This is a genomic window from Neobacillus niacini (assembly GCF_023715415.1).
Classification (GTDB): Bacteria; Bacillota; Bacilli; order Bacillales; family Cytobacillaceae; genus Neobacillus; species Neobacillus niacini_C.
This window is the reverse complement of the sequence record NZ_JAMBOB010000006.1, coordinates 65,708-90,286: the sequence shown is the minus strand read 5'-3', so window position 1 is coordinate 90,286 and position 24,579 is coordinate 65,708. Positions and strand designations below refer to the sequence as shown.

General features: G+C 38.1%; 25 protein-coding genes. 23 read left to right on the top strand and 2 right to left on the bottom strand.

The genetic code is table 11. The features are described from left to right. Positions 1–6: 6 nt before the first annotated feature. A complete protein-coding gene (locus tag M3189_RS15030; protein ID WP_251635565.1) occupies positions 7–603 on the bottom strand; it encodes a hypothetical protein in 597 nt (198 codons plus the stop codon). A gap of 220 nt (positions 604–823) precedes the next feature. Here M3189_RS15030 and M3189_RS15025 point away from each other — a divergent pair, with 220 nt between their 5' ends. The 16 genes from M3189_RS15025 to M3189_RS14950 all read left to right on the top strand — a co-directional run bounded on the left by M3189_RS15025 (position 824) and on the right by M3189_RS14950 (position 16,184). After that, positions 824–1,876, top strand: coding sequence for an XdhC family protein (locus M3189_RS15025; protein WP_251634897.1), 1,053 nt, complete (start codon positions 824–826; stop codon positions 1,874–1,876). Then, complete coding sequence (locus M3189_RS15020) at positions 1,869–2,474, top strand: nucleotidyltransferase family protein (RefSeq protein WP_251634896.1); 606 nt, start codon at positions 1,869–1,871, stop codon at positions 2,472–2,474. The genes M3189_RS15025 and M3189_RS15020 overlap by 8 nt, the downstream gene beginning before the upstream one ends. A 270-nt stretch (positions 2,475–2,744) precedes the next feature. Continuing rightward, positions 2,745–3,188, top strand: a complete 444-nt coding sequence (locus tag M3189_RS15015) for a CoxG family protein (protein WP_251634895.1) — start codon at positions 2,745–2,747, stop codon at positions 3,186–3,188. A gap of 14 nt (positions 3,189–3,202) precedes the next feature. Beyond that, positions 3,203–4,093, top strand: a complete 891-nt coding sequence (locus M3189_RS15010) for an FAD binding domain-containing protein (protein WP_251634894.1) — start codon at positions 3,203–3,205, stop codon at positions 4,091–4,093. Beyond that, positions 4,083–4,595: a (2Fe-2S)-binding protein gene (locus tag M3189_RS15005; RefSeq protein ID WP_251634893.1), complete on the top strand. Its 513-nt coding sequence runs from the start codon at positions 4,083–4,085 to the stop codon at positions 4,593–4,595. Before M3189_RS15010 ends, M3189_RS15005 begins: the two co-directional genes overlap by 11 nt. A gap of 26 nt (positions 4,596–4,621) precedes the next feature. Beyond that, on the top strand, positions 4,622–7,000 hold the full coding sequence (locus M3189_RS15000) for a xanthine dehydrogenase family protein molybdopterin-binding subunit (RefSeq protein ID WP_251634892.1): 2,379 nt from the start codon (positions 4,622–4,624) through the stop codon (positions 6,998–7,000). A 113-nt stretch (positions 7,001–7,113) separates the two neighbouring features. Next, the gene (locus tag M3189_RS14995; RefSeq protein ID WP_251634891.1) at positions 7,114–8,358 is read left to right on the top strand and encodes an ABC transporter substrate-binding protein; all 1,245 of its coding nucleotides are present in this window, start codon (positions 7,114–7,116) and stop codon (positions 8,356–8,358) included. 81 nt (positions 8,359–8,439) lie between these two features. Further along, a complete protein-coding gene (locus M3189_RS14990) occupies positions 8,440–9,300 on the top strand; it encodes a branched-chain amino acid ABC transporter permease (RefSeq protein WP_251634890.1) in 861 nt (286 codons plus the stop codon). Further along, a complete protein-coding gene (locus tag M3189_RS14985) occupies positions 9,297–10,292 on the top strand; it encodes a branched-chain amino acid ABC transporter permease (RefSeq protein ID WP_251634889.1) in 996 nt (331 codons plus the stop codon). Before M3189_RS14990 ends, M3189_RS14985 begins: the two co-directional genes overlap by 4 nt. After that, positions 10,270–11,016, top strand: coding sequence for an ABC transporter ATP-binding protein (locus tag M3189_RS14980; protein WP_251635563.1), 747 nt, complete (start codon positions 10,270–10,272; stop codon positions 11,014–11,016). Before M3189_RS14985 ends, M3189_RS14980 begins: the two co-directional genes overlap by 23 nt. Next, positions 11,009–11,719, top strand: coding sequence for an ABC transporter ATP-binding protein (locus M3189_RS14975; RefSeq protein ID WP_251634888.1), 711 nt, complete (start codon positions 11,009–11,011; stop codon positions 11,717–11,719). Before M3189_RS14980 ends, M3189_RS14975 begins: the two co-directional genes overlap by 8 nt. Positions 11,720–11,762: 43 nt before the next feature. Next, on the top strand, positions 11,763–12,473 hold the full coding sequence (locus M3189_RS14970) for a GntR family transcriptional regulator (protein ID WP_251634887.1): 711 nt from the start codon (positions 11,763–11,765) through the stop codon (positions 12,471–12,473). Between the two features lie 287 nt (positions 12,474–12,760). After that, the gene (locus tag M3189_RS14965) at positions 12,761–13,765 is read left to right on the top strand and encodes an ABC transporter substrate-binding protein (protein ID WP_251634886.1); all 1,005 of its coding nucleotides are present in this window, start codon (positions 12,761–12,763) and stop codon (positions 13,763–13,765) included. A gap of 48 nt (positions 13,766–13,813) precedes the next feature. Further along, positions 13,814–14,623, top strand: a complete 810-nt coding sequence (locus M3189_RS14960; protein WP_251634885.1) for an ABC transporter ATP-binding protein — start codon at positions 13,814–13,816, stop codon at positions 14,621–14,623. Continuing rightward, on the top strand, positions 14,616–15,380 hold the full coding sequence (locus tag M3189_RS14955) for an ABC transporter permease (protein ID WP_251634884.1): 765 nt from the start codon (positions 14,616–14,618) through the stop codon (positions 15,378–15,380). Before M3189_RS14960 ends, M3189_RS14955 begins: the two co-directional genes overlap by 8 nt. A gap of 51 nt (positions 15,381–15,431) precedes the next feature. After that, the gene (locus M3189_RS14950; protein ID WP_251634883.1) at positions 15,432–16,184 is read left to right on the top strand and encodes an ABC transporter permease; all 753 of its coding nucleotides are present in this window, start codon (positions 15,432–15,434) and stop codon (positions 16,182–16,184) included. 47 nt (positions 16,185–16,231) lie between these two features. Here the strand turns inward: M3189_RS14950 and M3189_RS14945 are convergent, their stop codons facing one another. Continuing rightward, a complete protein-coding gene (locus tag M3189_RS14945; protein ID WP_251634882.1) occupies positions 16,232–17,020 on the bottom strand; it encodes an IclR family transcriptional regulator in 789 nt (262 codons plus the stop codon). Positions 17,021–17,240: 220 nt separating this feature from the next. Between M3189_RS14945 and M3189_RS14940 the strand changes: the two genes are divergently transcribed. The 7 genes from M3189_RS14940 to M3189_RS14910 all read left to right on the top strand — a co-directional run bounded on the left by M3189_RS14940 (position 17,241) and on the right by M3189_RS14910 (position 24,569). Next, the gene (locus M3189_RS14940) at positions 17,241–18,026 is read left to right on the top strand and encodes an alpha/beta fold hydrolase (RefSeq protein WP_251634881.1); all 786 of its coding nucleotides are present in this window, start codon (positions 17,241–17,243) and stop codon (positions 18,024–18,026) included. Positions 18,027–18,066: 40 nt separating this feature from the next. Beyond that, positions 18,067–18,855: an IclR family transcriptional regulator gene (locus tag M3189_RS14935; protein WP_251634880.1), complete on the top strand. Its 789-nt coding sequence runs from the start codon at positions 18,067–18,069 to the stop codon at positions 18,853–18,855. Between the two features lie 193 nt (positions 18,856–19,048). Further along, positions 19,049–20,329 carry an MFS transporter gene (locus M3189_RS14930; protein WP_251634879.1) on the top strand — a complete coding sequence of 427 codons (1,281 nt, stop codon included), beginning with the start codon at positions 19,049–19,051 and terminating at the stop codon, positions 20,327–20,329. 153 nt (positions 20,330–20,482) lie between these two features. Continuing rightward, positions 20,483–21,022 carry a cupin domain-containing protein gene (locus M3189_RS14925; RefSeq protein ID WP_251634878.1) on the top strand — a complete coding sequence of 180 codons (540 nt, stop codon included), beginning with the start codon at positions 20,483–20,485 and terminating at the stop codon, positions 21,020–21,022. A 108-nt stretch (positions 21,023–21,130) separates the two neighbouring features. Continuing rightward, complete coding sequence (locus M3189_RS14920) at positions 21,131–22,045, top strand: VOC family protein (RefSeq protein ID WP_251634877.1); 915 nt, start codon at positions 21,131–21,133, stop codon at positions 22,043–22,045. A 25-nt stretch (positions 22,046–22,070) separates the two neighbouring features. Continuing rightward, entirely contained in the window at positions 22,071–22,862 is a 792-nt protein-coding gene (locus M3189_RS14915) for an SDR family oxidoreductase (RefSeq protein WP_251634876.1), read from the top strand. A gap of 24 nt (positions 22,863–22,886) precedes the next feature. Next, the gene (locus M3189_RS14910; protein ID WP_251634875.1) at positions 22,887–24,569 is read left to right on the top strand and encodes a thiamine pyrophosphate-binding protein; all 1,683 of its coding nucleotides are present in this window, start codon (positions 22,887–22,889) and stop codon (positions 24,567–24,569) included. Positions 24,570–24,579 lie beyond the last annotated feature (10 nt).

Here is a 24,579-nt window from a genome sequence, read left to right as displayed (position 1 = left end):
ATTTTTTTATGTTAATTGAGGATATTCTTGTTTGTTCTTTAACTTTATCTTTGTACGAACCCCAGACCAAAGTGCAATAATCAACCCGCCGCCTGTATCTGAGATTAAATCTATCATGGTATCGTCATTACCACCGCCTTGTAACGTCATATTGAAAAATTGATCAGAGCTAAATTCATAAATTTCCCATAAGACGCCGCCCAATGCGGCAAAAGATAAGGTGAAAAGGAAAATAATCCAAGGAGATATTTCCACTTCTGCATCTCGATGAACCAATCTTTCATATAAAGCGATTCCAGAAAACGCAAGAATAGCTCCGCTAAGGAAATGCATAAACGTATCCCACCATCCAAGTCCATACCAGCCCAGTATTGAACCGAAATACTGGGAGCCGACCAAGAATAGTAGATAGGAAATAACAATAGGCAGATTAAAATGGAGCTTTGTAAAAAGGGCTAAGAGGAGTGGAACGGCCCCACAAACCATACCACCAATGGTAACTGTCGATTTAAAGGACTCCTCAGTTGAACGATAATGAAAAAATAAATATGCCATAAAAGCTACATATAGAAGGCTGAGAATTAGGACAAGCTTTCGATTCATTAATTTCACCTCAGGTAGAATGCGAATTACTATGATTATATCCACTTCCTCTCTATCTCACCCATAAATTTAAAAAGTAAAGATAAGGATAAAAATTAACAGATTATTGATAATATTCTTAAATTGATATAATATAACAATAAAACAACACTGTTTACTATTTAAAACATATTTCAGTGTATGGAATAAAGAGTACCAATGAAAGAGGGGAGAATTTACAATGTCACAATTAAAAGAATTTCGTACTATCATGAACTCTATTAAATCGGTTTGGGAAAGGGATAAAAAGGCAGCTATTGTTATACTGATCGGGGTTAATGGATCAGCATACAGGTTGCCAGGAACAAAGATGATGATGGCAGAGGATGCTGAAATGATGGGGACAATCAGCGGGGGCTGCTTGGAAGGCGATATTTATGGTTATGCGGAAAAGGCAATTCAAGATGCAACACCATTACTAAAAAACTATGATTTAAGTGAAAACGAGATCTGGAGTTTAGGAATTGGCTGTAAAGGATCATTAGAAATTCTCATTCTGCCGGCTAAAAAGGAAGACTCCTTTTGGGAGATTACTGACAAGCTCTTAAAAGAAGAAGAGGAATTTTCATTTATTGTAGAAGTACCAACAGGAGTCAAAGCATTGGTAACAAAATATGGAGAAATCATAGGTGATAGCGAGGACCTTCCTTCAATCGTCTACGATTGTGCACTAAAAAGTCTCAAATCACAAAAACGTGCTGAAGTCTTGATGTGGGAAAATCGTAGATTTGTGATTGATGCGATTCGTCCAAGCCAAAAATTAATTGTAGCCGGTGCTGGTAAGGACGCCATTCCAGTTGTAGAACTTGCCGCTAAAGCTGGCTTTTCAGTAACCGTATTAGATCCCCGCAGCGAATTCAATAGAGAACGCTATTTTCCAACTGCGAAACATTTAGTGGAGCTTCCAGAAAATATTATTTCAGAAAATGTAAGTGGTGCTTGGTGGGTCATTATGAATCATTTACAAAGTCGTGATGAAGAAGCACTTCATCTAGCATTAAAAAGTAATCCAAAATACATTGGAGTATTAGGACCGGTATCACGAACACAAGAAATGCTCTTAAATATTGGGGCGGATTTAACAATTGGCGAAAATATCTACTCACCCGTTGGTCTGGATATAGGAGCGGAAACAATGGAAGAGGTGGCAATTAGCATTGTTTCAGAATTGATGGCAGTGCGGTCCAATCGAGAAGGGAAATCATTAAAAGGTAAAGTGAAGATTCATGTTTAGGGTCGGGGCAATTATCCTTGCAGCTGGAATGTCAAAGCGTATGGGACAGCCGAAGCTTTTGATGTCGTTGAAAGGTAAACCACTATTTCGTTACTCACTAGAACAAGCTATAAGGAATCAACTAAGTCCTGTCTGTTTAATAGGGGGCCAGCATATGCAGGCATTCCAAATGGAAGCAGCTGATTTACAAAATGTAGAATATATCGACAACCCAAATTATGAAAAAGGCATGTCAACATCATTAAAAAGAGGGATTAAAAATATGAAAGGGCGCAGTGACGCAGCCTTTATATTTTTGGCTGACCAGCCATTTGTCCCGGATAATGTCATTCAAACAATGATACAACAATTTGGTAAAGATACACGAATAGTGAGACCTCAATATCAAGGGAACTTTGGGCACCCTATTTTAATTGACAATAGTTTATATGACGAATTTCTAAAGATAGAGGGTGATCAAGGTGGTAAAGAAATCATAATGAAATATAAGAATGAAACAAAAATTCTATCTTTTAAAGATTCCATCTGGGGTATGGATATAGATACAGAAGAAGATTATCAAATAGGAAAACAATATAGCAGGAAAACGTTTTTCTAAACACTTATCAGAAAATTACAAAATGTTATTGACAAAAATATAAGATATATTATGATTAATAGAAAAAAGAAGTTTTGTATGTGAAACAAAATATCTAAAAACTATTGACTTCAAATTCTGAAAATTGTTACTATTGGAACAGCGGTAATATTGTATACATGTGTGCCAGAAAAAAAGCTTGAGATGAGTTTTTTACTTCTTTTGTTTTTATCATTCATTGTATACAGGTATGCACACCAAATAAAAAATAAAAATCTGAGGTGATTCTTTATGAATATAAATGGTACTGCAAAGTTTAACGAATCGGTTGATACCATTTGGCAAGCGCTGCACACGGAAGAGATTTTAGTAAGTGCAATCCCGGGCTGCCAGTCTTTAATTCTAAATGATGATGTGGAATATGATGTGAATCTTAAGTTAGGTGTAGCTTCGGTAAAAGGTGAATATACAGGGAAGGTGAAAATTGAGGATATAGAAGAACCCGTTCATTACAAGCTTTATGCAGCGGGTAGCGGAAAACCCGGTTTTGTGGACGCAACTCTCGAATGTAAAATTGAACCTTTAGAAGATGGGTGTCAGGTAATCTGGACTTGTGAAGCTGAAATTGGCGGTACGATTGCCAGTGTTGGCAACCGAGTCATTGGCGGTATCGCAAAATTCCTAGCTGGAAATTTCTTTAAAGATGTTAAAAAACAGCTCCTTACTAGGGCTTAATAGGAGGAGAGAAAATGAAACCAGCAGTATTTAGTTACCTTCGACCAACGAATCTACAAGAGGCGCTTATGTTTTTAGAGGAATACGGAGAAGATGCAAAAATCTTATCTGGGGGACAAAGCTTAATTCCAACCATGAATATGAGACTCTCAGCACCTGCTTACTTAATTGATATTAGTAGAATAAGTGATTTGAATTATATAAAACTAGACGGAGATTTTTTAGCAGTTGGTGCCTTAACGAAACATAAAGACATTGAGAATTCGGATTTAGTAAAAGAAGCATGCCCTTTACTTTCAGAAGCCATTAGGTGGGTGGGGCACGCACAAATTAGAAATAGAGGGACAGTCGGCGGCAGTATTGCCCATGGAGATCCTTCTGCAGAGTTACCATGTGTACTTACTGCACTGCGGGGTGAGATAGTGATTGCCAATGTGGATGGCAGTGAAGAAGTTCTTGTTCCAGAAGAATTTTTTCTAACCTATATGCTGACATCGCTGCAGCCAGATCAAATGGTTAAAGAAGTACGATTCCCGATTATTCCAAAAGAGAGTGGTTCTGCTTTTTTGGAATTAGCAAGAAGACACGGGGATTTTGGTTTAGCAGAGGTTGCTGCAGTAGTGGATATAGACGATGAGGGACACCTATTAAATGTGAAAATTGCTGTTGGCGGTGTTAATCCAACACCAACAGCTTTGGAGCAAGTAGAAGAATACTTAATTGGAAAGAAACTAACGGATGAAGTTTTAAGACAAGTTTCTGATCTAACACAGGAAAGTGTAGATCCAGAATCAGACCTTCATGGTACGGCTGAATATCGGCGGGAACTGGCTGGTACACTTACAGTTCGGGCACTAAAGATTGCAGTGGAACGTGCAAGAGGAGGAAATAATAATGTCCAATAAAGTTCAAGTTGCTGTTTTCGTTAACGGTAAGAAGGTTCAAAAAAAAGTAGAACCAAGATTATTACTAACAGATTTTATTCGTGAGGAATGTAATCTTACTGGAACTCATCTTGGATGTGAACATGGTGTCTGCGGAGCATGTACCATTTTAGTAGATAATGAACCAGTAAGAAGTTGTTTAATGTTTGCGGTGCAAGCCGATGGATGTGATATCCAAACCGTCGAATCTTTGAATTCTGTTGATGGACCCCTTAATGTTCTTCAACAATCCTTTTCGGATAATCATGCACTGCAATGTGGATTTTGCACACCAGGATTTCTAATGACCTTAACTCATTTCCTTATAGATAACGAAAATCCTACAGAAAACGAGATTCGTGAAGCCATTTCTGGAAACCTATGTCGTTGTACGGGTTATGCAAATATTATTAAAGCCGTGCAACAGGCGGCACAAATCCTTCAAAAAGAAAAAAGTAATAGTTCGGTAGTTTCTGCTCAATAACAGTGTCCGATAAAGGAGGCGTGAAAATGAAAAAATATGTAGGGCAAAGTGTAAAAAGAAAGGAGGATTATCGCTTAGTTACAGGAACAGGCCAATTTGTAGCAGATATCAAATTAGCTGGGATGCTAGAAGCTGTTTTTGTACGCAGTCCGCAGGCACATGCGATAATTCGTCATATTGATACTTCAAAGGCAAAAGAATTACCTGGTGTTCATGCGGTCCTGATTGGGGATGACATTAAGGGAATCATTAATCCGATTACCCAATTCGAATCACATAGTGCCGTACCACCAAATGTCGCAAAAGAAATAAATCCAAAAATCCAATACAATGATGAAAGCGTTTTAGCGATAGATAAAGTCGTATATGTAGGGCAGCCTGTCGCAGTAGTCGTAGCCGATAATCGCTACATTGCCGAGGATGCAGCCGATTTAATAAAAGTTGAGTATGAGCAATTAAAACCAATGGTGGATCCATATGAAGCCATGAAAGAAGGGTCACCACTAGTCCAGAATCAAGTAGAACAAAATATCCAAATGGAATTCCACCTTTCAATTGGTGACGCCAAACGAGTGGAACAACAGTCTAATCATGTACTAAAGGCAAGAGTGAAAACTCCAAGGCTATCTTCGAATCCAATTGAAACGAGGGGTGTAATTGCCGATTATGATAATCGTACCGATCAAATCCATGTTTGGTCTGCTACACAATTACCATTTGAAGTAAGAGCCACGATTGCCCATTGCTTAGGCTGGACGGAACAAAATATTCGAGTAACAGCCCCAGATGTTGGCGGAGGCTTTGGTCCAAAGGGTGGAGTTCATCCTGAGGAGATTCTTATCCCATATATTAGCAAGCGATTAAATCGACCTGTGAAATGGGTGGAAGATCGTCTTGAACATTTAACAAGTGCCCGGCAATCAAGGGACCAAGTTCACGATGTCATTGTTGCTTATAACAGTGATGGAACAATCCTTAGTCTTCGTGATGAATTTGTGGTTGATTCGGGAGCAGTAAACTTTTTTGGATTTACTTGTGCCTATAATACCGCCTACCATTTACGTGGTGCTTATAAAATACCAAACTATGATATTAAATCGAGAATTGTGTTAACGAATAAAACACCAAACGTTCCATTTAGAGGAGCAGGCAGACCTGAAGCGGTGTTTACGATGGACCGTGTTATCGACATGATTGCAAGAAAATTAAAGCTTGATCCCGTAGAAGTAATGAAACGAAATATGATTCAAGCACACGAAATGCCATATGACCAAGGGATTCTAGTAAAAGATGGTGCAAGGCTGATTTATGATAGCGGGGATTATCCAGCTGCGTTGAACCAAGCACTAGCTATGGTTGACTATGAAGGCTTCCGTGAAAGGCAGAAAGAACTAAAAAAGGCTGGGAAAAACATCGGAATCGGAATTTCTTCTTATGTGGAAGGAACAGGTGCAGGTCCATTTGAAGGTGCCTTACTGAGTGTTGATTCCACAGGGAAAGTAATTGCCCATTTAGGTGCCTCCCCGCAAGGACAAGGTCACGAAACAGTATTTGCCCAAATCGGAGCGGATGCACTTGGCTTAACTCCTGATGATATTGTCATAAAGGTTGGCGATACTGCCGTTTTACCATTTGGTGCAGGAACCTATGCAAGTCGTAGTGCGGTAAACGCCGGGTCAGCAATGCATGAAGCTTCATTGAAATTACGGAATAAAGTGGTTGCCATCGCAGGGATTATCCTTGGTACATTACCTGATGAAATTGTAATTGAGGAAGGGAAAATCTTTTCAAAGGAAAATCCATCCCATTTCTTAACGCTTCAAGATATCTATAAGCGGTCTAGACCGGCAGCACGTCCACCTTTACCATCTGAAATTGAACCAGGGCTGCAGGTTACACATTATTTTGTTCCACCGACCGTAACCTTTGCTTCCTCTGTCCATATAGCAGAGGTAGAGGTAGATAAAGAAACCGGATTTGTTGATCTTCAAAATTATAGTGTTGTTCATGATTGTGGTACCGTGATTAACCCAATGATTGTTGACGGGCAAGTTCAAGGCGGGATAGCTCAAGGAATTGGCTCGGCATTATATGAAGAAGTGGTTTATAACGAAAGCGGACAATTATTAACGGGTACGTATATGGACTATTTGCTTCCGACTTCAATGGAGATTCCAACTGTTAAAAAGGGACATCAGCAGCATCTTTCAACAAGAAACCCATTGGGTGTAAAAGGAGTTGGAGAAGGAGGGGCCATTTCACCGCCTGCAGCAATCGCAAATGCAATTGTCGATGCTCTATCCGACCTTGAGATTGTTATCAATCAACTGCCAGTCAGCCCGAGTAGATTGCGTGGTTTGATTAAAGAAGCTGAAAAGAAACAAAGCACCATTCTTAGTAAGTAAGCTATTAGAATTAAGTAATTTGCATAGGGTCCACTTCACATGAGAAATGAAAAACGTGCAGCCTCACATAAAAATATTTTATTTGCAACAACAAAAATTAGGGGGCATGAAAAATGAAAAAAACGGTGGTTAAATTTTTTCAAATCTTAGCAGTTTTTAGTCTTCTTTTCTTAGCAGCTTGTAGTGGTAGTGCAATCGATAGCAGCAGTAGTAGTGGTAACAAAGAGGAAGAAGGAGATTCCAAGGACCCGGTAAAGTTAGGATTTATTCTTTCTCTAACAGGTAACTTTGCATCAATGGGTACTCCGGTTAAAGAAGGTATTGAGCTCTTCTTTGAAGAAAACCCAGAAATCGATGGCCGTAAGGTTGAATTGATTTTTGAAGATGATGCAGGTGATCCGCAAGCAGCCCTTCGTAAATATGAACAATTAACATTAAATCAAGGGGTAAATATTGTTGGCGGTGGAACTGTTGGTAGTATCGCCTTAGCGTTAAGGGATAAAGTAGACGCTGACAAAAAAGTTCCATTAATCAATGTTGTAGGTTCAACTGACGTCATGTCATGGGAGAAAAAGAGTGATTATGTTTGGAGAACGAGTTTCTCTGCATGGCAGTATGCTTCTATTTCCGGAAAGTTCACTGCTGAAGGGGTAGGGAAAAATGCAGTGATTATTGCCTCTGATTATGTAGCAGGACATGAAATTGTAACTGATTTCATACCTAGTTTTGAAGAGGGTGGCGGCAAGGTAAGTGACATTGTTTGGGCACCGCTTGGAACAAGTGACTTTTCTTCCTATTTAACACAAATTGATAAAGCGAATCCTGAGGCTGTCTTTATGTTTATTCCTGGAGCAGATGGTTCACGTTTTATACAGCAGTATCAATCATTCGGCTTACAGGATAAATACACCCTAGTTGAAGGTGGTTCATTATTAAATGCACCGTTCAATATTAAAGCGGTTGGTAATGCTGTTGTTGGCGGGAAAATGATTACAAACTATTTCCCTGAACTCGAAAATGAAGTCAATGAAAAATTCGTGAAAGCTTACCAAGCTAAATTCAACAAAATTCCAGATAACTATGTAGTAAACGGCTATGATACTGGTAAATTAATTTCTCAAGTGGTCAAAGAGGCTGGCAGCCTAGATGGTGAAAAGCTAGTTAGTGTTCTGAAAAAAGGTGTTACTATTGATAGCCCGCGTGGTCCAATCGAAATGGACCCTGTTACACATACATTAATTCAAAATATGTACGTTATCGAAGGTAAAGAAATGAATGGAGAAATTACATTTGAATTAATCAAAACATATGAAAATATCGAAATGCCTAAAGAAAACGTAGGATATAAAAAATACTAGATTTCTACTAAAAAAGGCTGGCTCGTTATTAGGGTCAGCCTCTTTTAAAAAAGAATATATTTCGACCAAGGAGATGAATCCATGGATCTTTTTATCGTCAATACATTATCAGGATTAACATATGGAATGCTGCTATTTTTAATGGCTAGTGGTTTATCAATAGTCTTTGGATTAATGAGAATCATAAACCTGGCTCATGGTTCCTTCTTCCTTTTTGGATCCTATGTAGCATATGCCATGATCAGCAGAGGGATGAACTTCTGGCTGGCTTTGCTTCTCTCTACCATTTGTGTAACAGTACTGGCATTGCTTCTAGAAAAATTCCTAATTTCAAGATTTCATGGCAACGAAGCCTCACAGGTCCTATTAACATTGGGACTAATCTTTGTTATTGGAGATATTACGCTCTGGATTTGGGGTGGGGACTTCCTTTCTATACCGGTACCATCCATTTTGGACTTTTCATTTGCTATTAGTGAAAGTAGTTTTCCAATCTATCGATTATTTGTTATAGCAATTGGTATTATTTGTGCAGTCCTTCTTTGGTATTTTGAAACTAAAACAAAAGTCGGGATGATTATCCGGGCTGGCGTTGATGATATGGAAATGGTTGGTGCTTTAGGTTTTAATATCAAATTAATTTTTTCAGCTGTTTTCCTATTTGGTGCAGCACTTGCAGCTATTGGCGGCGTGTTGAGTGGTCCCATTTTAGGTATGTATCCAAAAATGGAATTTGAAATATTAGTTAACTCTCTCGTAATTGTACTAATAGGTGGTCTTGGAAGTTGGAAAGGGGCATTTATTGGAGCAATTCTAATCGGAATTATTGATTCTTTTGGCAAAATTTATCTCCCTGATGTGTCTGTATTGTTGATTTTTGTTGTGATGGTCATCGTGTTAATGTTTAAGCCAACAGGGTTATTTGGAAGGGTGGAATCATGAAAAAATCAATCATTGTCACATTGTTACTCGCTGTAAGTATTTGTGCACTTCCTTTTGTTATCTCACCATTTGTTCTATTTATGTTGACAGAAGTGTTAATTATGGCGATTTTTGCTATGAGTCTTGGTTTGATTATGGGATTCGGAGGTTTACAATCTCTTGGACATAGTGCATTCTTCGGTATTGGCGCATATACGGTTGCCGTATTAAGCCAATATGTAACAAGCATCTATATCCTGCTGCCGGCGGCTATTATTCTCTCAGGTATTTTTGCGCTATTAACAGGATTAATAGCTGTACGGAATAAAGGAATCTTCTTCTTGATGATTACATTAGCCATTACCCAAATGCTATTTCTCTTTTTTCGCCAATCGGACTTATGGGGTGGAGCGGATGGGCTTGGAACATCGGTTAAGCCCAACCTTGGATTCATGGAGCTTGTATCTCCATTAAGCTTGTTCTATTTTGCCGGTGCTTTTTTCATCCTATCTTATTTTGTTCTTCGATTATTTGTTAACTCACCGCTAGGAAAAGGTTTAAAAGGGGTTATGGAAAACGAAGGTCGGATGATTGCACTTGGCTATAATGTGAAAAAGTACCAAATTATCGCCTATGTGTTTGCAGGAGGATTAGCAGGATTAGCTGGCGGTTTATACATTTTTAAAACGCAGTTTGCAAGTCCTGAATTATTTAGTGTCCATATGGCTACCACTGTGCTTATTATGGTCTTCATAGGCGGTTTAGGAACATTGTTTGGCCCAGTTATTGGAGCAGGTGTGTTTATTTTCCTCCAGAACTATATTAGCACGATGACGGACCGCTGGTCATTAATCATGGGGCTGCTATTTATTGTAATTGTTCTCTATAATCGCGGCGGAATCTTACAATTACTTCAAATAGTTGGAAAAAAACTGATGCCTAGTAAAAATTTATTAGTGGATAAAAAGGGGGCGACAATCATTGAGCTTAATGAAAGTGGAAAAGCTAAATAAATCCTTTAAAGCTATCAATGTCTTAAAAGACGCGACGATAGAATTGCAGCAAGGTGAACGCCATGTCATTATCGGACCTAATGGTGCCGGAAAAACCACTTTTATCAATTGTCTCTATGGAACGCTCAAGTTTGAGTCTGGGGATGTTTTTTTAGAAGGAAAATTGATTAAGGATGTACCCTCACATGAACGGGTTCACTTAGGGATGGCAAGAACATTTCAAAAAAATAATTTATTCAATGATTTAACTGTTGAAGAAAATATTTACTTAGCCATTCTATCTGAAAAACCATATAAGATGAATTTTTTCAAAAGTTTATCTGAGTATTTAGATATTAAAAGAGAATCAAAAGAGATGTTACTTCAATGGGAAATGCAGGATAGAAGATATGTAAAAGTAAAAAATTTGTCCTATGGTGAACAACGGGTTCTAGAAATTATGTTAGCCCTTTGTGCGAAACCGAAAATCCTGCTTTTAGATGAACCTACATCTGGTATGTCACCATCTGAAACAGTGAGGACGACAGAATTAATTAAAAAGATACCTCGTTCTGTTACTTTATTAATGATTGAACACGATATGGAGGTAGTATTTAGTACAGCTGATCGGATAACGGTTTTACATCATGGAGAAACGATTCTATCAGGCACTCCAGAAGAAGTTCGCGGGAATGAAATGATTCAAGAAATATACTTTGGTGGAGGTGCCCGAAACCATGCTTAGTTTAGAAGATGTTCACACGTATTATGGAAATAGCCATATTTTACAAGGGGTTAATTTCACTGTTTCTGAAGGTGAGTGTGTTGCACTTTTAGGTCGAAATGGTGCGGGTAAGACCACAACGATTCACACTATTTCCGGTTTAACACCATCGAAAAAAGGAAAGATTCGCTTTAAGGATCATTCTATTGAAGGTTTACCAGCAAATAAAATCTCAAAACTGCATATGGCATTAGTTCCACAGGGCAGAAGGGTCTTTTCTTCTCTTACCGTAAAAGAAAACCTCCTAATGCCAAGCCGGCCTATTAAACATAAAGAAAAAGGCTTGAAATATTGGACAATTGATGAGGTATATGAATTGTTCCCAGCGTTAAAGCTACGAGAACAAAATATGGGTAATGAGTTATCGGGCGGGCAGCAGCAAATGTTAGCAATCGGAAGAGCATTAATAACCAATCCACAGCTAATTCTAATGGATGAACCTTCAGAAGGTCTTGCTCCTGTTATTATTGATCAAATTACAGATATAATTAGGGATTTGAAAAAGACAGGTTTATCGATACTTGTTGTTGAGCAAAATTTAAGGCTTGCATGTGATGTAGCGGACCGCGTGTTGGTCATGAATAAAGGGCATATTGTTTGGGAAGGTACTCCTGATGTGCTATTAAATAGTGATGAAATTCTTCACAAATACCTTGGAGTATAATAAAGTAGTAGTTGATTAAGGTGTTTATTGAAGGAGAATTTAAATGGAGAAACAGCAGCAATATCATTTTGAAAGAGAGTTAGAACGCTATTCTTCCAAACCACTGCGTGAGGCAATCTTTCTTATTGTGAAAAATGCAATTATTGAAGGGAAATTATTGCCAGGAGATCGAGTTACGGAAGATGATTTGGCAAATAAGTGTAACTGTAGCCGTACTCCTGTACGGGAAGCATTAAGAAAGTTAGAGCAAGAAGGGTTGCTGATGGTGAAACCTGGAATAGGAATGGAAATAGCACCGATTAACTTTGAATTGTTAAAACAAGAATTTGAAATTAGAGAAGTTCTTGAAGCATTTGCTGTTTCTAAAGCTTGTGAATTAATAACAGAAGACGGGATAAGAGAATTAGAATGGTCCACTGAGAAAATGATAAATACCTTAAAAACCAATGACTTTATTAGGGGTACTCATTTGAACATTGAATTTCATCAGATGATTTATTCTTATTCTGGAAACTATTTTATGAAGAAGTTTACAGACTCATTATGGCTTTCGATGCGGATTTCATTCTTATCAATACAAGGTGATGGGACTGTACGTCCATTTGATTCAGTTTGGTATAAGGAGCGGACAAATGAACATCTCCAGCTGATTGAAGCATTTCGTGAAAGGGATAAAGAGAAAGCGGTTCAAACAATCAAAAAGCATGTAAATGAAAATTATATCCATCACACTAGCTTTATGGAATATCTTTAAAGTTGAAAAGTCTCAGGAAATTGGAGGCTTTTTTTTTGTTTGTGGTTAACTGAAAATTATATATTTTCAAATAAATTGATTGACTACTATTCCAACTGTCATTACAATGTATATATAGCAAAACTTGTTTTTGTATATGAAACATGAAAGGAGAGTGATAGTGAGATAACTCTAATTTTTTTGCCTTTTATATTAATATGAAATTTGAAATTGGAACAAATAGGATGGAATTAGCAGGGGGATGTCAGGGGTTTTTACAATTTGAGAAAGAATGGGAGTTGTTCTTTGTGAAAAAGTACTTATTATTCTTCGGTTTAATCACACTAGCCTTCATGCTTGCAGCGTGTTCCGATGAAAAGTCTTCAGGAACAGAAGAGAAAAAAGATGGAGGAGTTGTAGAAATTAACTTTGGCGGCGGATTTGCAACGGAAGAACCAATTTGGCTATTTGAAGCAGATCCATCATTGGCTGAAAATCTTGGAAAAACATATAAACTTAATCTCTCCCAATTTAGAGCGAATGCTGATAGATTGAATGCTTATCAAGCAGATCAAATTGATGGGGGAACATTAGGACAAGGTGCGGCAATTCTATCGAGCTCTCAAGGGGTTGAGATGAAAGTAGTAGCCGTAGTTTCAAAAGATACACCAGATGTAGGATTCAATTCAGCTTTCATGACATTAAAAGATTCAGAAATTAATGACATTAAGGACCTTAAAGGGAAAACAATCGGGCTTTCTGATTTTAAATCTCCAACTGATATGTGGGTTCGTAGTGCATTAAGATCGGCAGGTTTAGATCCAGATAAAGATGTGAAATATGCAATAACTCCAATACCAGCCATGACGGAAGCAGTCAAATCTAAAAAAATTGATTTAGGGATGTTCCCGCAGCCATTTGGTGCTGCTGCAGAAGAGAGTGGTGAGTTCAAAACCATTTTTACCTCTAAAACAGGTGTTCCTTTCGATGAAGATTTCCTCGTTATGTTTTTACATCCAGACTTTATTAAGGAAAATAAGCAAGCTGTAAAAGATTTCTTAGCAGACTATGCAAATATCGTAAAGTATTACCACGAAAATGGTCCAGAAGCGAGACAGAAGATCATTGATAAAACGAAAAAGGTACAGGCTGACCCAAAAATCTATGTTAACATGACCGATAATAATCGTTCTGCTTATATTAACCGTGATGGTTGGGAGAAAGTTCAGGAACTTATGTTAAAAGATAAGTGGATTGAGAAAAAGATTGATCTTGATGATTTAATTGATACCTCATTGCTGCCATCTGAATAAGTAATGCGGGGACATTTGTCCTCGCATTTATAAATAGGAGGAGTACTAATGACCAAAAAGAACGCTGCGATGGAAATTGAGAATTTGAGAAAAGTTTATTCGACTAAAAATGAAGATACTGTTGCGATAAAAGATGTAAGTTTAACGATTCCTGAAGGTAAATTTGTTAGTATCGTTGGGCCGAGCGGCTGCGGAAAAAGCACATTTTTACACATTGTCGGGGGATTTATTGAAAAGTCCTCCGGTAAAGTGAAAGTAAGAGGAAAAGAAGTTGAAAAGCCAGGCCCTGACAGGGGAATGATGTTTCAGGAATCTGCCTTGTTTCCATGGTTGAATGTATTTGATAATGTTGCTTGGGGATTAGACATCCAAGGGATGCCGAAGAAGGAAAAAAACGAGATTGTTGAAAGATATTTAAAATTGGTCCGCTTATGGGAATTTCGAAATCAATTACCTTCGCAGCTATCGGGCGGGATGAGACAGAGAATTTCGCTAGCGCGGATACTAGCCTTTGATCCTGAAGTGTTATTGATGGATGAACCATTTGGTGCTTTAGATGCACAAACAAGAGAGGAAATGCAAGTGGAATTGCTTCGAATCTGGAGTGAATCGAAAAAAAGTGTTTTGTTTGTTACTCATGATATCGAAGAAGCCGTTTTTTTAAGTGATACCGTTGTCGTGTTTTCTGGCAGGCCAGCAGTCATTTCAGAGGTTATCGACATTAAGTTTCCTCGACCTCGAGATTTAAATCTCTATAAATCACCTGAATTCAGAGATTATCGTAATCAAATTTGGGATCTACTTCATCAAGAGCATCATAAACCAGTCCAAATTGTATCGGAGGTAGTCAATGGATAATAAACTTCTCCGAATGATTGCTGTTATTGAGCTATTGGCCATATTTTTAATATGGGAACTCCTAGCTGTCTTTCAATGGTTCCCAACCTACTTATCCAGCCCTTTGGCCATTTTTAAATCAATGGGTGAACTTTGGCTAGATGGTGATTTATTAAATCATATTGGTTCAAGTCTTTTTAGATCACTAATGGGCTTTTTGTTAGTTGTTATCGTGGGTGTTACTCTAGGGATCTTAGCAGGGTACTATCGAAGAGTGGGAACATTTTTTGATCCAATTGTAAACACGTTAAACCCAATACCAAAGATTGCATTACTCCCTATTTTAATGGTTTGGTTTGGAATATCGGATACAACCAGGATTTTAATTATTTTTTTAACAGCGTTTTTTCCATGCTTTGTTGCAACAAGAGACGGGGTAAAATCCATCAAGCAAGTCTATCTTTGGTCAGGACAAAATATGGGTGCAAGTACTTTTCAATTATTACGAAAAATTGTATTTCCTGTTACACTTCCAAAGATATTTGATGGATTAAGAGTTTCATTAGGATTGACCTTTGTCATGATGTTTTCATCAGAGATTATTGGTGCTGCAAACGGTTTTGGATTAGGTTTCCTGATTCTAAATGCTGATCTCGGGGGAAGAACAGACTATATGTTTGCTGGTGTAGCATTTATCGGATTACTGGGATTTATCTTTGATAAACTGTTACTTACGATTCGAGGCAAAGTATTATGGTGGGATGTTAATAAGGCGTAATCTCAAGTTGATTATGAGCGGAACTTACTAGGGACTTGAAGAGGTGAAAGAATGATAAAAAAGATTTGGAATAAAGTTTTAGATTATCAATCTATTTTTATATTATTGATTGTGTGGGAAATTATTGCTGCTCTTGGTATTATGCCAGAAAGGCTATTCCCATCCATGTTTGTTGTGATTGGGGTAGCGTACGATCTCGCCTTGTCATCACTGCTTTGGGACAACTTGTCGGTAACCATGGTGCGTGTGTTAAGTGGATTTACGATTGCAGCTGTGATTGGTGTCCCAGTGGGAATCATGATGAGCCGATTTAATTTAATGAACAAATTAATGCAGCCGATGCTTTCAATTGGCTATCCCATTCCAAGGGTAGCACTCTACCCGATTCTAGTTTTTATGCTTGGAATTGGTTCAGGATCAAAGATTTTCTTAATCGTTTTGGAGTGCTTATTTCCAATTATTATTAATACTTATTATGGTGCACTAAGGGTAAATCATATCTATGTATGGGCTTCACAGAATATGGGAGCGAATCATCTTAAAATGTTTTGGAAGGTATTGCTGCCAGCAACAGCACCATCTATCTTTACTGGCTTGAGAATTGCACTTCCTCTTGCACTCATTATCTCAATATTGACAGAAATGATTAGTTCAACAGAAGGAATGGGATATTTACTAAGTTTTATGTCTTCATCACTCGTTCAAGAAAATGTATTAGCATCCGTAATGCTGATTGCTATAGTGGGTTATTTAATGAGTATTATTCTCGATGTAATACAAAAGAAGTTTATCTTTTGGCATTAACAAATTTCAATAATGAGGAGGGGATAACAATATCCCCTGCTAAAAACTTAATTATGTTGGTGGTAACCTGAATAAGAAGAGAGCTGGTCTGCTTGTTTTAATAATGCTGGAATAACCGTTTCTGTAATAAAATCACCTTTACAGACGGCTACAGGTGCTACGACATTGATTGCAGCAATAATATGACCATGTCTATTTAAGATTGGAGCAGCAACAGAAAATATCCCGTTTTCAAATTCTTCATCGCTTGTAGAATACCCTTTTTCCTTTATTTCTGCTAATTCTTTTTCTAATGCTAGTAGTTCTGTTTTTGTCTTGCCGGTATATGATTTTAATTCATTCCCGTTAAGCATGAATGTTAATTTTTCTTCCTTTTGAAATGCAAGCAATACCTTGCCTAAAGCCGTAGCATGTGCAGGAAGTCTTGAGCCAACGGTAACATTGACAGTTGATACACCTTTTCCAGGAACTCTTGCGATATAAGCAACTTCATTACCCTCGAGTATTCCGAGATGTGTTGATAACCCCGTTTCATCTCTTAGTTCTTCCAAATAGGGCCGCGCTAAGTCTAACAAAGGCATTGTATTCAAATAGGTGAACCCTAGTTCAAGGACCTTAGGAGTCAGTTCATATCTTTTTGTTAGTTCATCCTGCCTGATATAACCTAAGGATTGAAGCGTGAACAAGATTCGGTAAGGAGTAGTACGACTAACATTAAGCTTATTAGCTATTTCGGATAATGAAAGTGTTGGCATGTCACCATTAAACATCTTTAATATTTCTAAACCTCTAACAAGAGAATTGGATAAGTATCGATCATTTTTATCTTCAGACATATATATCACTCCTAGTAAACGGTAGTTGAGGCAATTGAATTCGCTAGTTAATTACAAGATTCGTTAATAGTATACAACATTTTCCTGTCCTGCGTCTTTTTACAACCATAAAAAACTCAACTAATCTGAAAATTCTGTTGACTAATTTTTAAAATGTTATATTATGTAAAAGAAAAACAGTGTTTTGTGGAAAAAACAAAAAGTCTACAGGAGGTAGAAAATGCCATATTTACCCGTTGAGGATTTATCTATTCATTATGAAATAGAAGGAAATGGAAGCCCAATAATCATACTCCATGGGATGGGGAACAATTCTCAATCCTGGAGAAAACAATTAGCTGGGCTAAGTGAAAATTATACGGTGATCGCTTGGGATGCGCCTGGATATGGAAAAAGTTCAGACCCTAAAGAGGAATTGACAGAGTTCAGTCAGTTTGCAGATATTTTAAAAGGCTTTATTGAAGCACTAAACTTTAAATCTGTAACCCTCTTAGGTCATTCAATGGGTTCTGCGATTGCACTTGATTTTTGTTATCGATTTCCTGAAATAGTGGAGAATTTAATCATTTCAGATGCAACAAGGGGCTCCACATCCTTGAGTATGGAAGAAAATCAAAAGAAATTAGCAGCACGCCTAAATAATATTAATACATTAGATCCAAAGGAAATTGCTGCGAATAGAGTGAAGGAACTTCTGTCGCCCAATCCTGACCCAGAAGTAAAAAAGGAAGCAGAAAGAATTATGTCACAGGTAAGACCTATGGGGTACCGCTCAGTAGCATATTCTTTATTTCATTTAAACCAAATGAACATGTTATCCTCTATTAAGACTCGCTCACTTGTCATTTGTGGAGAATTTGATAAGGTAACACCGGTAAGTGAGTCAGAGATTTTTCACAACCAGTTAAAAAATTCAGAATTGGTAATCATTCCTGGTACAGGACATTTATGTTATCAGGAAAATCCGAACAGCTTTAATAAAATTGTATTGGACTTTCTTAAATAAATCGCAGTATATAGACCGCACGAAGGAGGTGTAGGAACTTTTGACAAAAGATGATAAAGAACGTTACAATGCCAATGCATTAGTAAGAGGATTAGAAATATTAAAGTTGTTTGGAGAGGAAAGGCAGACACTATCGCTGGTAGAAATTGCAAAAGAACTAAACGTAAGTCGAACAGTACCATTTAGGCTGTTATATACTCTTCAATCACTTGGATACCTAGCTCAAGATGAAGCCACTAAGCGATATAGTTTAACCCCTAAGGTTTTAGAAATTGGATTTTCATACTTAAGCAGTTTGAAGCTTCCAGAAATTGCGCAGCCGTATATTGAAAACTTAAGAGATGAAACAGGAGCATCCTGTCATCTTTCGATATTGGATGGACATGAGGTTGTTTATGTGGGGAGCGCCCCTGTTAGAGGCATTTCAGCCATTAATGTTAATATTGGACTTAGACTCCCCGCTCATGCTACGGCAAATGGGAAGGTGCAGCTTGCCTATCAACCGAAGGAGCAATTAAATATGATTTTATATGGTTCAAACTTAAAACCATATACAGATAGGACTCAAACGGATTTACTAGATTTACAAGAAGAATTAGAAGGAATCCGTAATAAAGGATATGCGATTACTAAAGGAGAATTAACATTAGGAATTCAATCAGTTGCAGCACCGATTTTTGATCGCACTGGAAAGGTTTTGGCAGCTGTTAATGTAGTAGCTACTGAAACAACCTTCCATAATGAATTCATCGAGAAGGTTGCTCTGCCTAGAGCATTAGAAACATCAGCAAAATTGTCCAGCTATATGGGCTTTCAATTGAAAAACTAGATAAGTAGAAAAGGCTTGCAAACGCAAGTTTTTTTTGATTAAAACATAGTGTTGTTTTGTATGTAAAACATCATTTTAATAATGAAACATTTTTCGGGTTATGTATTGACATAATATTCTTATAAATTTAAAATTAAATTAAGGGAAAACGATGTTTCCTATATAAAACATAATTTATTTAAGGGGGAATTATATGTTGATGGGGAACAAAAGGTGGCTTTATATTGCAGTCCCAATCTTTTTCTTTTGGTTTTTTGGACAAATTGATAAGTTAGGAATTTCAATTATCCAAACAGATCCGTCCTTCCTAGCAGACCTTGGTTTGACAGGAGCAGATAAGAACGCAAAGATTGGCTTCATCACATTCATCTTTACAGTGTCCTATGCTTTTTCTAATCTATTTTGGGGTTTTATTATTGATAGACTAGGAGCTAGAAAAACAGCTATCATGGGCCTCTGTATTTGGACACTCACGATGATATTGGGGGGGCTGGCAACTTCCTACGAAATGTTTCTTGTAAGCCGTGTGATCCTTGGATTTGGTGAAGGGATGATGATTCCTGTATGCGGGAAATTTATATCCAATTGGTTTAACCATCGCGAACTTGGAAGAGCTCAATCTTCGTGGCTGGCTGGAAACTACTTTGGACCTGCATGCGGAGCGGTTATATTAAGCTTAGTAATCGCTACTTTTCATTGGGAAGCTGCATTTTTCTTTTTAGCTGGATTTAACCTTTTCATCGTCATTCCGATGTTTGTATTTCTAACGAGAGATACTCCTGAAGAACATCACCGTATTGATCAAAAGGAATTAGCGTATATTCGAACTCCCGATCCGAATGAAAAGATAAGGCCAAAACAAAACTTTACCCAAGATTATCGTTATTGGATTGTATGGTTTGGAATGCTTATGTCTTCCTTTTTATTTTTTGGAATCAGTATTTGGCTACCTACCTATTTAGTTGAAGCAAAAGGCTTCTCAAGAGAGGCCATGACGGGTATCACCTCATTATCTTGGCTGTTTGCACTAGGCTTCGTACTAGCTTGCGGATATTTAGCGGACAAAACGAAGCGCCCTAGCTTACTTGCAACTATATTATTCAGTTTGACTGCAATTTTTTTAACGTTAGCCATACTTGCTCCACATCCTGTTATTGCAGGAATTTGTATGGGACTAGCAATGGGAACGCAGGGTGGAGTTTTCCATTTAAGTAATCTTTTTATTGTAAAATATTCTACACCAGAAACGGCAGGTCGTGCTGCTGGCTTGATGGGGTTTACTAACATTTTAGGTGGTTTTTCAAGTTATATAATGGGCTGGCTTCGTGATCTATCAGGTGGTGACTTTGGACCATCGATTGTGATGTTGATTGTGGCAGCAGGATTAGGTTTTGCAGCGTATCTCTTTACATTGAAAAAAGAAGCGGACGATGTCAGAAGCCTTAAAGTGACTTCTAATAGAGTGATAATTTAAGAAATGGTTACTAATATAAAAAAGTGTTTTGAATTTTCTCAATATTTTTAATTGACAATTAAAGTATTGGGATTTAAAATTGGTTTATAAAGAAAACAATGTTTTATATTTAAAACATAATAAAAATATAAAATTTATAGGAGAGTGTTATTAATGGCAGCAGAAAAATTTAATGTAGCGGAGTTTGAAAAGAAATATGTGGCTAGGTTACAAGATCGTAGTTTAGATTGGAACGTTTTAAAATTTCAAGAAGAAATTGACCCAAAATACAAAAGAGCTCAAATGAGATATATCGGTCGTGGAGCTACAGCTAATAATGATTCAAATGTAATTGCAGCAGAACATTTCACACTTAGCACAATGGTTCTCCCAGCAGGATGTATTGGTCCCCTGCATTTACATGATGATGTTGAAGAAGTTTTCTTTATACTTAAGGGGAGTGTGAAAGCGCTTATTCAAGAAGTAGGAAAAGATGAAGTGCACGAAATTCGCTTAAATGAAAGGGATTGCATTAGCTCACCTCCGGGAGTTTACCGCGGCATTCATAACGATGGTGATGAAGAAGCATTAATGCTTGTAATGCTTGGGGCCGTTAAACCCAACCTGCCTACTTATGTAGAAGGCAGTGCACTTGAAGAGCTTCGTATCCAACGTGCAAAAGAAAGAGAAGCAATTATCAACGGAAATAAATAAAATATCTTTTTAAAATCTTCTTTGATGGGGATGGTCCTCTATTTTTCATTGGGATCATCCCTATTATGTTACAGTTGTGGTTATAGAAGCATTAATGGAGGTGTAAATATGGTTGGTATTACCCACTTAAGACATATTGGATTAATTACCCCAGTTCTACATGAACAAGCTGATTTTTATGAAAAAATTTGGGGATTAGATAAAGTAGCGCAAGACGAAAAAACTGTATATTTTCGTGGTGCTGGCCCAGAAAATCATATCTTAAGCTTACATGCTGGTGAAAAGAGAGGACTGCACCATATCGCTTTTGGTATGGTCGATAAAAATGCCGTTGATCGAGCAGCAGACTTCCTTGCTTCTAAAGGTGTGAAAATAATAGATGATCCTGGTTATCTAGATGAAGAAGGAAAAGGTTATGGTCTACGGTTTGTTGATCCTGAAAACCGCTGTATCGAATTATCCGCATGGGTTGAGATGCATACAACCATATGGAACAAGAAAAATGTTGACCCCGTTAAACTTAACCATGTCGTAATGAATACAGCAGACCTTGATATGATTACCGATTTTTATACAAATATTATCGGCTTTAAAGTAACCGATTGGAGCGAGCATCAGATGTCCTTCCTTCGCTGTAACCGAAAGCATCATTCACTTGCATTTAATCAAGATAAACATGCTTCAGTAAACCATATCGCCTATGAAGTAGATACAGTTGATGAAGTTATGCGTGGAATTGCCAATGTAAGGAGGGCTGGATATCAAGAGATTTGGGGACCAGGACGTCATGGCCCTGGTAATAATATTTTCTGTTACTTCCAGGATCCCGCAAAGTTTGTCATGGAATATACCTGTTATTTGGAGACGATTGAAGATGAAAGTGAATGGAGAGCTCGGGTTTGGAAGCGTGTCCCTCATTTGATGGATCAATGGGGAATTGCTGGACCTCCAAAACCAGAAACCCGCGCGGCGATGGGTGGAGAACCAGATCCTGGATGGGTAAACGTGAAAGCACTGCTCTAAAGGTTAGATAATAAGGGGTGTCGAAATGGACTTAGGTTTAAAAGGAAAAATAGCGGTCATTATGGGAGGAACATCAGGGGTTGGGTTAAAAGCAGCTGAATTGTTCCTCCAAGAAGGTGCCAAAGTAGCAATATGTGGCAGAAATAACGAGAGAAAAGAAAAAGCATATGATTACCTATTACAGCATGGTTCTGCAGATTCAATCTATGCTGCAACCTGTGATGTTACGAATAAAGATGATGTCAATGCATTTATAAATGGTGCTGCAGCTAACTTTGATGGGATTGATGTATTAGTAAATTCTGCAGGGCAAAGTGTAATGGGATACTTTTTTGATGTCAGTGACGAACAATGGATGGAGCAAATTCAATTAAAATACTTCGCCATTATTTATGCTATAAAAGCTGCCCATCCTTACCTCGTTAAGAGAGGTGGAGGAAGAATTATTAATATCAATGCAACTCTGGCTAAAGAGCCTGAACGTCATATGATCGCAACAGCAGCTACAAGAGCTGGGTTATTAAACTTAAGTAAAACTCTTTCTCAAGAGCTTGCTCCAGATAATATTCTAGTAAACTCAGTCAGCTTAGGGTTGATACGAACTGATCAATGGGAGCGCAGGAGAATGAAAAATGCTCCTGATATGGATCCTGAAGAATATTACGCTGATTTAGCAAAGAAGCGTAATATTCCACTAGGACGGGTTGGGGAAGCAGAAGAGGTTGCAAGTGTCATTCTCTTTTTAGCCTCTAAACAAGCAAGCTATGTATCGGGTTCTACTATAGAAACGGCGGGAGCACTCGGGAAAGCACTATAATACGGATAAAGGCAGGAGTAAATGATGAGTCCACAAGTTCAAATAGAATTTACAACGGCAGATGCTATTGTACAAGAATTAGTCCGAGCAGGTGTTACAACAGCTTTCGGAATAGTCAGCATCCATAACATGCCAATCTATGATGCAATTCTTCGTGAAGGAAGCATTCACCTCGTTTGTTCTCGCGGTGAAAGCGGAGCAGTAAATATGGCTGATGGTTATGCCCGTGCAACTGGTAAATTGGGTGTCGTCATTACTAGTACGGGGACAGGGGCTGGAAATGCTGCAGGTTCACTTATTGAAGCTTGGGCAGCAGGTGTGCCTGTTCTGCATTTAACTGGTGAAGTGGCTTCTCCTTACTTAGGTACGGGAAGAGGATATATTCACGAATGTAAGGATCAGTTGTCAATGATGGAAGGAGCCTGTAAAAAGGCACTTCGTTTAAGAAAACCGGAGCAAACAGCTGCTGTAGTTAGACAAGCGATTCAAGATGCATTAGCTGCTCCGTCAGGACCAGTATCACTTGAAATTCCCATCGATTTTCAATCTGCAATTATCCAAAATCATACTCTTGAAGAAGTCGGATTCGCAGCACCAACGAGCCGTATAGCATTACCCAAAGAAATCATATCCAAAATAAGTAATGCCCGCCGTCCTGTTATTTGGGCAGGTGGAGGGGTAATTAGCGCAGTCGCATCACAGGAACTGAAGCAATTAGCTGAAATGATTGGTGCGGCTGTAATAACCAGTCAATCAGGAAAAGGAAGTATTCCAGAGGATCATCCACAATGTATTGGTCACTTTGCTGCCTATGAGTTAACGAAAAAATTATTAAAGGATTCCGATTTATTGATAAGTATTGGTGTAAGATTTAGAGGGAATGAAACGGCGAACTGGAAAGTATCTGTTCCAACAGAACATATTGCCATTGATGCAGATTGGCAGGCTATTAATCGAAACTATGAAGCGACCAATGGGCTAGTAGGGGATGCCAAACAAATCCTTACTACAATCATTCAAGACTTATCCAAAATAGAAATAAAACCTGACCCGGCATATCTAGATGAAGTACAATCGGTTCGTCAAGAATTACGAGCAGCGTTACGAGCAACCCTAGGTCCTTACGAACAAATTCTAGATGGCATGCGAAAAGTATTGCCGCATGATTCTATATTAGTACGTGATGTAACCGTCCAGGCAAATGTGTGGGGAAGTCGATTATTTGAAATCTATGAACCTCGTACTTCAATTCATGCTTCTGGTGGAGGAATTGGCCAGGGATTACCTACAGCCATTGGCGCACAAATTGCGTTCACAGACCGTCAAGTAGTGTTGATGGCAGGTGATGGCGGATTTATGGTGAATGTAGGAGAAATGGCAACTGCTGCTCAAGAAAATTTACCATTAATCGTGGTATTATTCGATGATGCTGGCTATGGTGTACTCCGTAATATCCAAGATGCTGCATACGGACGTCAAGTTGCAGTCGATCTCTTAAGTCCTGATTTTGTACTATTAGGACAATCTATGGGATTTGATTCTACTAGAATCGGCTCTCCGGATGAATTTGTCACAGCACTTGAAAAAGCAGTTGATTCAAAGAAGCCAACTATTATTGTGGTTGATATGGAAGCTGTGGGACCTATGGCAAAGCCTTTTGGAGGACCTCCAGGCGCGGCAGATGCATTCAAACCGAGAAAGCTTTAAGGGGGGAAAA